The 9,007-nt window shown below is 75.8% G+C and carries 5 protein-coding genes and 1 pseudogene; 3 read left to right on the top strand and 3 right to left on the bottom strand.

What is annotated here, in order from left to right; translation table 11 throughout:
- A pseudogene (locus ACSNN9_RS26350) lies at positions 1–1,121 on the bottom strand (hypothetical protein); the annotation flags it as partial.
- Positions 1,122–1,207: 86 nt separating this feature from the next.
- Between ACSNN9_RS26350 and ACSNN9_RS26345 the strand changes: the two are divergent.
- Together ACSNN9_RS26345 and ACSNN9_RS26340 are read left to right on the top strand one after the other, a co-directional pair.
- Positions 1,208–2,467, top strand: a complete 1,260-nt coding sequence (locus ACSNN9_RS26345; RefSeq protein WP_436675922.1) for a polysaccharide biosynthesis protein — start codon at positions 1,208–1,210, stop codon at positions 2,465–2,467.
- A gap of 20 nt (positions 2,468–2,487) precedes the next feature.
- Positions 2,488–5,019: a fibronectin type III domain-containing protein gene (locus ACSNN9_RS26340; RefSeq protein WP_436675920.1), complete on the top strand. Its 2,532-nt coding sequence runs from the start codon at positions 2,488–2,490 to the stop codon at positions 5,017–5,019.
- 40 nt (positions 5,020–5,059) lie between these two features.
- On the opposite strand, the gene nudC is transcribed toward ACSNN9_RS26340, so the two are convergent.
- On the bottom strand, positions 5,060–5,980 hold the full coding sequence (nudC, locus tag ACSNN9_RS26335; RefSeq protein WP_436675918.1) for an NAD(+) diphosphatase: 921 nt from the start codon (positions 5,978–5,980) through the stop codon (positions 5,060–5,062).
- Between the two features lie 179 nt (positions 5,981–6,159).
- Between nudC and ACSNN9_RS26330 the strand changes: the two genes are divergently transcribed.
- Positions 6,160–7,974, top strand: a complete 1,815-nt coding sequence (locus ACSNN9_RS26330) for a VanW family protein (RefSeq protein ID WP_436675916.1) — start codon at positions 6,160–6,162, stop codon at positions 7,972–7,974.
- Positions 7,975–8,117: 143 nt separating this feature from the next.
- Here the strand turns inward: ACSNN9_RS26330 and ACSNN9_RS26325 are convergent, their stop codons facing one another.
- The gene (locus tag ACSNN9_RS26325; protein WP_436675915.1) at positions 8,118–8,843 is read right to left on the bottom strand and encodes a hypothetical protein; all 726 of its coding nucleotides are present in this window, start codon (positions 8,841–8,843) and stop codon (positions 8,118–8,120) included.
- Between the last annotated feature and the right edge of the window lie 164 nt (positions 8,844–9,007).

Genomic DNA, 9,007 nt, shown 5'->3' with positions numbered 1-9,007 from the left:
TGGTGCAGCAGGGCCAGCCCGCCCGCGCCGGCCCGCCCGGCCCGGCCCGCCGCCACGGCCAGCCGTTCCGCGCCGAGCGCGAACCCCACGGCGACCAGCAGGGCGTACGGGACGAGGAACTTCTGCCCGTCGCGCAGCACCCCGGCTCCCGGCACCGTGGCCACCAGCCACTCCAGCGACGCGCCCAGGCCGGGCAGCACGCCCAGGGCGGCGAGCAGGAAACCGCCGGCCGCCAGCGCGGCGAGCCGGTCGACGAACCCGTCCGGCCAGCGGCGGCGCAGCGCCCGGTAGCCGAGGACCGCCAGGGCCAGCACGACGGCGGTGGCCACCGGCGCCAGCGGGGACGACCGGCTCGCCGGCGTCGTCTGTGCGTTCCAGATCCCGCCGGTGCCGGCCAGGGCGCCGAGCGCGCCGCTCCAGTTCTCCGCCCGCGCGGCGAAGGCCGCCACCCCGTCGGGGTCGGTCCGGGCGTCCGCCCGGGTCAGGGCCGCCGCCACCAGCCAGGGCGCGTTCAGCAGCAGCACCGCCACCACCGCGGTCGCGCCGACCCGGCCCCCGCCCCGCCGTGGCACCAGCACGACGGTGCTCGCCAGGGCGATGAGGCCACCCGTCGGGGTCACCGCGGCGAGGGCGGCGGCCAGCACCAGCAGCGGCAGCGCCCGCCGCGCGCCGGTCCGCAGCCGGATCGCCGCCAGCACCAGCCAGGGCAGCGCCGCGTACGCCAGGAGCAGACCCCAGTGCCCGATCAGCAGCCGCTCCGCCAGGTAGGGCGTCCACGCGTACCCGACGGCGGCCACCAGCCGGGTGACCGGGTGCCGGGCCGGCACCAGCGACCCGGCGCCGACGGTGGCGAGCAGCAGCACCGCGACCAGCGCCAGCCGCTGCACCAGCCACCCGGGCACCGCCTGGCTCGCCAGCGACACCAGGGCGTCCAACGGCACCGCCCGCGGCAGCGAGTCGGACGGGGCGACGAGTTCGGCGCGCCACGGCTGGTGCGGCACGAAGACCATGTCGTAGCTGAGCACGTATCCGGGTGCCGCCAGCGGAGCCAGCACCAGCAGGGTGACGGCCAGCCCGAGCCCGACGAGCATCGACCTCTCCCGCAGGGTTGACCTCCTCATTACGCTGACCGGGCGTGGCACCGGCGTGGCGCCACTGTACGCGCGCCCGTCGCACACCCGGGAGTGCCGGCGACACGGGACGGTTGATGGGAACGGATTCGGAGCGGCCCGGCCGGGCGAGGAGTCTCGGCACCGCCGGCGTCGCGGTGACGCTGGCCGGGGTGTTCGTCAACGGGCTGGCCTACGTGGTGCCCGTCCTCGGCGCGCGGCACCTCGACCCGGCGGAGCTGGGCGCGCTCGCCACGCTCCTGGCGCTGGGTGCGATCGGCGGCGTGGCCAGCACCGGGCTCCAGATCGCGGTCGCCGTGCACCGGGCGCGGCACGGTCGCGCCGCCACCGCCCGGCCGACCCTGCTCACGGTCCTCGTCACCGCCGCGCTGCTCGCCCTGACGCTGCCGGTGGCCGCCGTCCAGCTCCGGCTGACCGCCCCGGCGGTGCTGCTGCTCGGCGTGCTCACCGTGGCGGTCGTGGCGGCCGGCCGCTGGCTCGGCGAGTTGCAGGGCGACCAGCGCTTCCTGCGCCTCGCCGGCGGCATGGCGCTGCTCGGCGCCGGCCGCTACGGGGGGATGGTGGCCGGGCTCTCGCTCGGCGGCGGGCTCACCGGCTCGCTGCTGGCCGGCGCGCTCACCTCGGTCTTGGTGCTCGCCCTGCTGGTACGCCTCAACCGGGGCGCCGGCATCGACCCGGCCGTGCCCTCCCTCGCCACCCGGACCGTGCTCACGGCCAGCGGCGCCACCCTGGCGATGCTGGTCGTCTCCTACGCGGACCTCCTGCTCGCCCGCCGCTTCCTGCCGCCGGACGTCGCCGGCACCTACGCCGTCGGCACCGTGCTGACCAAGGGGGCCCTGTGGGCGCCGCAGGTGGTGACCGTGATCGCGCTGCCCCGGCTGGCAAGGGGTGACCGGCGGGCCCTGGTCACCGCGCTGGCCCTGGTCGCCGGCGCGGGGGCGGCGCTGGTGCTCGGCTCGGCGCTCGCCGGCGGGCTGGCCTTCCGCCTGGCCGGCGGCCCCGCCTACGCCGCAGCCGGCCGCTACGCCCCGCTCTTCGCCGCCACCGGCGCCCTGTACGCGGTCGTGTTCATCCTGGTCAACGCCCGGGTCGCGGCGTCGGCCCGGTGGCCCGCCGCTCCCCTGTGGACGTCCACGGTCATCTTCGTGGCCGCCGTCGCGACCGTCGTGCCGCGGACCGTCGCCGGGATCGCCGGGGCGGCCCTGGCCACGGCGGCGGTCACCGCGGTGGTCACGGGACTCCTGACATTGGCCCACGAACGGGACAGCGGGTCGAAACGCACCCGTACGGCCACTACCACCCGAGCGGGAGGACATGTCACAGTGCGGGACGGATAACCAGGAGACGGGGGTTTCTGGTGAGCGTCAGCATGGCCACGACCGGATCCGGGCCGGGGAAGGCCCGCGCGCACGCGCGCTGGCTGCTCGTGTTGTACGCCACCGCGCTGGTGCTCACCCTGACGGCCGGCGTCCCGGGCCGGGCGCGGGCCGAGGGCGGCATGTCGGCCGACCGGCTCACCGCCCTCTTCGAGCGCTACGGCGACACCTCCGGCCGGTGGAACGGTGCCGACCGGACGGCCTCGGTCCGGCTTCCCGACGGCCGGCTCCTCTGGCTCTTCTCCGACACCTTCCTCGGCCCCGTCGGCCCGGACGGCTCCCGCCCCCGCACGGCGTCGTTCATCAACAACTCCGCGGTGGTGCAGCAGGGCGACGAGCTGCGCGAGACGGTGCACGGCGGCACCGCCGACGACCCCGCCTCGCTGGTGCCGCCGCCGGCAGCCGACCAGTTCCACTGGATCGGCGACGCCCAGGTCGTGGGCGGGACCCTCCAGGTGCTGGTCAACCGCTACCGCCGCACGGGCGACGGCCCGCTGGACCACGTCCTGCTGGGCACCTCGCTGGCGACCTTCGCACTGCCCGGCCTGACGCCCACCGCGGTCCGGCCGCTGCCGCTGGGGGAGCGCGTCTCGTGGGGCTCCACCCTGCTCCGCGACGGCGGGCACACCCTGATCTACGGCACCGAGGCGAGCGGCGAGACGAAGTTCGCGCACGTCGCCCGGGTCGCCGGCGACGACCTGCAGGGCCCGTGGGAGTTCTGGACGGGCAGCGACTGGGCACCCGCGGCGGACCGCTCCGCCCGCATCCTCAGCGGGGTCGGCACGACGTACGGGGTGCAGCGGGTCGGCGACCGGTACGTGCTCGTGACCCACGAGAACAACCTCGTCTTCAGCGCCGACCTGGTGGCCTACTCGGCCGCCGGGCCGACGGGTCCGTTCGACGGGCCGGACTACCTGCACCGCGCGCCCGAGACCGACGCCGGGCACCTCGTCTACGACGCCGACCTGCACCCCGACCTGGCGCGTCCGGGCAAGCTGCTGATCTCCTACAACGTCAACAACGTCGACGACGCGGTGACGTACGCCGACGCCGGCCTCTACCGGCCGCGCTTCGTCGAGGTCGACTGGCCCCGCTCCCGGCCGGACCGGGCCGACGTGCCGGCGGCGCCGGCGGCGCTCACGGCCGAGGCGCGGGGCGCGGGCAACGCCGAGCTGCGGTGGCGCCCCGTCCCGACCGACGACGAGCTGCGGTACCTGGTGCACCGCCGGAACGTGACCGCCGGGCAGACCCACTTCGTCCGGATCGGCGAGCCGACCGCCGAGCCCCGCGCCTCGGCCGACTTCCTTGTCAACGGGCACCGGTACGAGTTCCGGGTGACCGCCGTCGGGCGTCGGGGCGAGGGCCCTCCGTCGGCCGTGGCGGGGATGACCGCCACCGTCCCGCCGCCACCGCCGCCGGGCGGGCTGCGGGCCGAGGCCGGACGCACCGGGGACGTCGCGGTGCGCTGGGAGCCGGTGCCGTTCGTCCAGTTGTTCCGGCTCTACCGGCGCGACGTGACGGCGGGGCAGCGGGAGCCGGCCCTCGTCGGCACGTTCACCGGCACCAGCGCGACCGTCAGCTCGCTGTGGCACGCCCGGACGTACGAGTTCACCGTCGTCGCGGTCGGCGGCGGCGGCGACAGCCCGCCCTCGGCGCCCGTCCGGGCCACCGCCTCGGTCGGCCCGCCAGCCGCGCCGGCCCGGCTGACCGTCCAGGCCCAGCCGGACGGCAACCTCCGGCTCGGCTGGGCCAACCTGGGGCCCGGCATCTCCTACCGGGTCTACCGGCGCGACGTGACGGCGGGCCGGAGCCGCTTCGACTCGCCCGCACTCGAGTCCCGGCCGAGTCACCTCGCCCGCTACCTGGAGCACGGCCACGAGTACGAGTTCGCCGTCAGCGCGGTGGACCGCGACCGGGAGGGTCCGCTCTCCCCGCCGGTGCGGGGCCGGGCGCGCTTCACCGCGCCGCAGGTGGTGCCGACCGACCTGCGGGTGACGAGGGTCGGAACCTCCGAGGTGGAGCTGGCCTGGCGGTCGGCCAGTCCCGGCGGGTGGCACCGGATCTACCGGCGGGACCTCACCGCCGGGGAGCGGGAGTTCACCGAGGAGGAGGTGCCCGTGCAGGGCACCGAGGCCACCATCCGCCAGCTGCGCAACGGCCACGAGTACGAGTTCACGGTCGCCGCGGCCAACCAGGCCGGTGCCGGTCGGCAGAGCAGGCCCGTCCGGGCCGTCCCGCGGCTGCCCACGCCGGGCGGGCTGGCGGCGACGGCGGGCGGCAACGGCGAGGCCCGGCTGACCTGGCGTTCGGCGGGGCCGGGCCTCGCCTACCGCGTCCAGCTCCGGGACGTCACGGCCGGCGGGGAGTGGCGGACGGACCCGGTGCCGGTCAGCGGGACGGACTTCACCGCCGTGCTGCTGGTCCGCGGGCACCGCTACGAGTTCCGGGTCGCCGCCACCGACGGCGTCGACACCGGTACGCCGTCCGCGCCGGTCGCCGTGCTCGCACGCTGAGAGACCGGCGGCGGCGCGCCGCGCTGGAGGAGCTGGCCCGTCAGGCCCCGGCGGCGAGCCAGGAGCGCAGCAGGTGGTGGTCGATCGAGTCGGCGCGGCCCAGCGGCCGTCCGGCGGCCGCCCGCTCGCGCAGCTCGTCCCGGGTGAACCAGCGCGCCTCCAGCAGTTCCTCGCCGTCCACCCGCACCTGCTCGGACGCGGCGGTGGCCCGGAAGCCGACCATCAGGCCGGCCGGGAACGGCCACGCCTGCGAGCCCACGTACGCGAGGTCGGTGACCGTCACCCCGGCCTCCTCCGCCATCTCCCGCCGGACGGCGTCCTCCAGGCTCTCGCCCACCTCGACGAAGCCGGCGAGCGTCGAGTACGCCCCCTCGGGCGCGCCCGCGTGCCGGGCCAGCAGGCAGCGGTCGGGGGCGCCGGGCGCCTCGACCAGCACGATGACCGCCGGTTCGATCCGGGGGAAGAGGAGCCGGCCGCAGTCCGCCCGCGCGCACGACCGGACGTGTCCGCCGCCCCGGGCGACGGTCGACGCCCCGCACGTGCCGCAGAAGCGCTGCTGCCGGTGCCAGTGCAGCAGCCCCCGCGCGTACGCCTGGACGGCCGCCCCGGCCGGGTCGAGCCGGCCGACCAGCGCCCGGACGTCGACGGCGGCGCCCGCCCCCGCCACCTCGACGGCGGCGGCCTCGGGCAGCCCGGAGAGGTCCACGGCGAAGACGGCCGAGCCCTCGTCCATGCCGAGGAAGACGGTCTCGTCGGCGACGGCGAGCGCCCCGGCCGCCCGTTCCCCGCTCAGCCGCACCGGCACGTCCCCGGCGACCAGGCAGCGGTCCCGCCACAGCGGCAGCAGGGTGCTCGCCGGGTCCGCCAGCAGCGCGGCGATCCGTTCCGGGTCGGTCCGCAGTTCCCCCGCCCGGTCCAGCCAACCGCCCCCGTACGCCAGGACCGCCTCGTCCGTTCCCATGCCCCTACCGTGCCATGCCCGCCGCCCCGGCCCACGGCCGGCCGGTGTCCCGCGACACGCCGGGCGACACGCCGTGGCGCGACGGGTGGGCGCAGGCGGCCGCCCCGCCGGAGCGCCGGTTACCGTAGGTGTCTTCCGGGCGGAGGCGCGCTCCGCCCGTTGTGGTACGTCCGATCGAGGTGACCGTGACGCTGTACGGCGAGAAGACTCCACCCGCCGACGAACGGCCCACCGTGCAGGTCACGGCCGTGACCTGGCCCGGTGACGAGCCGGAGCCGCCTGCGCCGGCGGGCAGAACGGCCGGCTCCCGGTCCCGCCGGGTCCGACTGCTGCTGGCCGCCGGGGTCGCCACGGCGGTGCTGGGCTCAGTGGCGGGGGCGGGCGCCTACGCGTACGCCGGTGACGTGCCGCGCGGGACGACGGTGCTCGGCGCGGAGCTCGGCGGCCGGAGCCGCGCGGACGCCGCCCGGGAGCTGCGGACGGAGCTCGAACGCCGCGCCGCCACCCTGAACGCCCCGCTGTCGGTACGCGTCGGCGAGCGGACCGCCACGATCGACCCGGCCGCCGTCGGCCTGGCGGTCGACGTCGACGCCACCGTGGCGGCGGCGGCCGAGGCCGAGGCGCACGCGGTCGACCGGCTCGTGGGGTCCCGGGCGGTGCAGCCGGTGGTGACCGTGGACGCGGCCCGGCTCGACGCCGCCCTCGAGAAGGTCGTCGGCGACCAGGGCCGGAAGATGACCATGCCGGCGATCACCTGGAAGGGCACCACGCCGAAGGCGGTGCACCCGAAGCCGAGCCTCGCGCTGGATCCGGACCGCTCCGCGCAGGTGGTGCGGGAGGGCTGGCTCAGCGGCCAGCCGGTGACCGTGCCGCTGGTCGAGACGCACCCGGCGACCACCGCCGAGGAGGTGGACCGGCTGGTCGCCGAGCTGGCGAAGCCGGCCGTCGCGGCCCCGGTCACGCTGACCACCGGCAAGGGCTCGGTGCAGATCCCGCCGAAGGCGATCGCGCGGAGCCTCCGGTTCACCGCCGACAAGGCCGGGAAGCTGACCCCCCAGGTCGACGTGAAGCGGCTGCGCGCCGCGCTCGGCGACGACCTGGCCGCGATCGAGGTGCCGCCGAGGGACGCGCGGATGACCATCTCCGGCGGCAAGCCGAAGGTCGTCGACGGCAAGCCCGGGCAGCAGCTCGACAGCGAGGCCCTCGGCCGCGACCTGCTCGCCGTCCTGCCGAAGGCGGACGAGCGGAAGGTCACCGGCGAGCTGAAGCCGGCGGAGCCGGAGCTGACCGCCGCGAAGCTGGCCGGGTTGGGCATCAAGGAGCGGGTCTCCACCTTCACCACGCACTTCACCGGTGGGCTCTCCTCGCCGCGCAGCCAGAACATCGTCACGATCGCGAAGGACGTCGACGGCACGGTGGTGCTGCCCGGCGAGACGTTCTCGCTCAACGGGCACACCGGCGAGCGCGGCTACGCCCAGGGCTACCGGGACGCCCCGGTCATCCTCGACGGCAAGCTGGTCCCCGGGGTGGGCGGCGGCACCTCGCAGTTCACCACCACGCTGTTCAACGCGACGTACTACGCCGGGCTGGAGGACGTCGAGCACAAGCCGCACTCGTACTGGTTCAGCCGGTACCCGGCGGTCATCGAGTCGACCATCTTCTGGCCGGACCTGGACTTCAAGTTCCGCAACAACACCGAGCACGGCGTCCTGATCGACACCTCCTACACGTCGAGTTCGATCACCGTGTCGATCTGGAGCACGAAGATCTGGGACAGCGTGAAGACCGAGTACAGCCCGCGCCGCAACATCACCCACCCGGAGACGGTGTACCTGAAGCCGGGCCCGACCTGCATCCCGGCGAGCGGCAGCCAGGGGTTCACCCAGGACGCCTTCCGCGTGTTCAAGAAGGACGGCAAGGTCGTGAAGCGGGAGAAGTTCACCTGGCGCTACTCCGCGGAGCCGCGCTTCATCTGTGGTCCCGAGCCGTCCTGACGGCCGCCCGGCACCCGCTCGGAGAAGCCCCGCCGGCCACGTCGCCGGCGGGGCTTTCTCCTGTCGTACGCGTACCGCGCCCGACCGTCGACGCCGCGGCCCGGCCCGCCGCCCGTGGGCGCCGATCCGCCCCTACGCCGGCGCTACCGGTGGCGGAACCACAGGTTGGGCTCGGTGTAGGTGCCCTGGTCGAGTTCGCGGTCGATGCGCAACGGGGCCAGCCCGTCGGGGATGACGTAGTCGCCGCTGTCGGGGAAGACCAGGCCCGTCCACTGCTCCCACTCGGCGACGGTGCCCGTCATCGTCTGCGACCGGGGCGCCGTGGCGACCAGTCGGGCCCCGAGCCGCCAGTGGGTACGGACCCAGGGATCGAGCGGCGTGCCGTCCTCACGGGTCCAGGTGGCGAACCGCTCGATCGGGGTCAGGGGGTAACGGGCCTTCAGCGTGGGTCGTACCGGGGCGACGACGCGCGACCAGCCGCGCTCACCGGCCAGCGATCGCAGGGCCGTGATCAGGTCACCGGCCAGTCCCCTGCCGCGTAGGTCGGGGCGGACCTGGGCGGCCATCACCACCAGGGTGTCGGGGGTGTCGCCGCGGTCGTGGCCGGTGAGCGCGTGCCGGAGCGAGTCGGTGTAGCCCTCGGGCAGGCGCGCCGGGTCGCCGTCCCAGCGGATCGGCACGCCCCATCCCGCGGCCACCAGCTCGTCGTCCCCGTCGAGCAACACCAGTTCCAGGTCGGCGAACACCTCCCGTACGCGTCCGAGGTGACGGCTCGCCTCCCGGTCGGCGCCGATGAAGGCCGGCCAGCCGTCGGCGAACAGCCGGTCCAGTTGGTCGTCGGGCCGGGGTCGGGCCCGCAGAGGTTCCACGACGGTCTGCATGGCGTGCTCTCCCACAGTTGGTCCGGCGGGTCCTCGGGAAAGGTCCGTGACGCAGTTCAGGGCCACCCCTTAGAGGGGTGGCCCTGAACTGAAAGATTGTCCGGCGGTGTCCTACTCTCCCACACCCTCCCGAGTGCAGTACCATCGGCGCT

Origin of the sequence: Micromonospora sp. URMC 107 (assembly GCF_051386315.1) — a bacterium.
GTDB lineage: Bacteria > Actinomycetota > Actinomycetes > Mycobacteriales > Micromonosporaceae > Micromonospora.
Note: the sequence above shows the minus strand (reverse complement) of the source record. Positions and strands in the feature narration are given on the sequence as shown.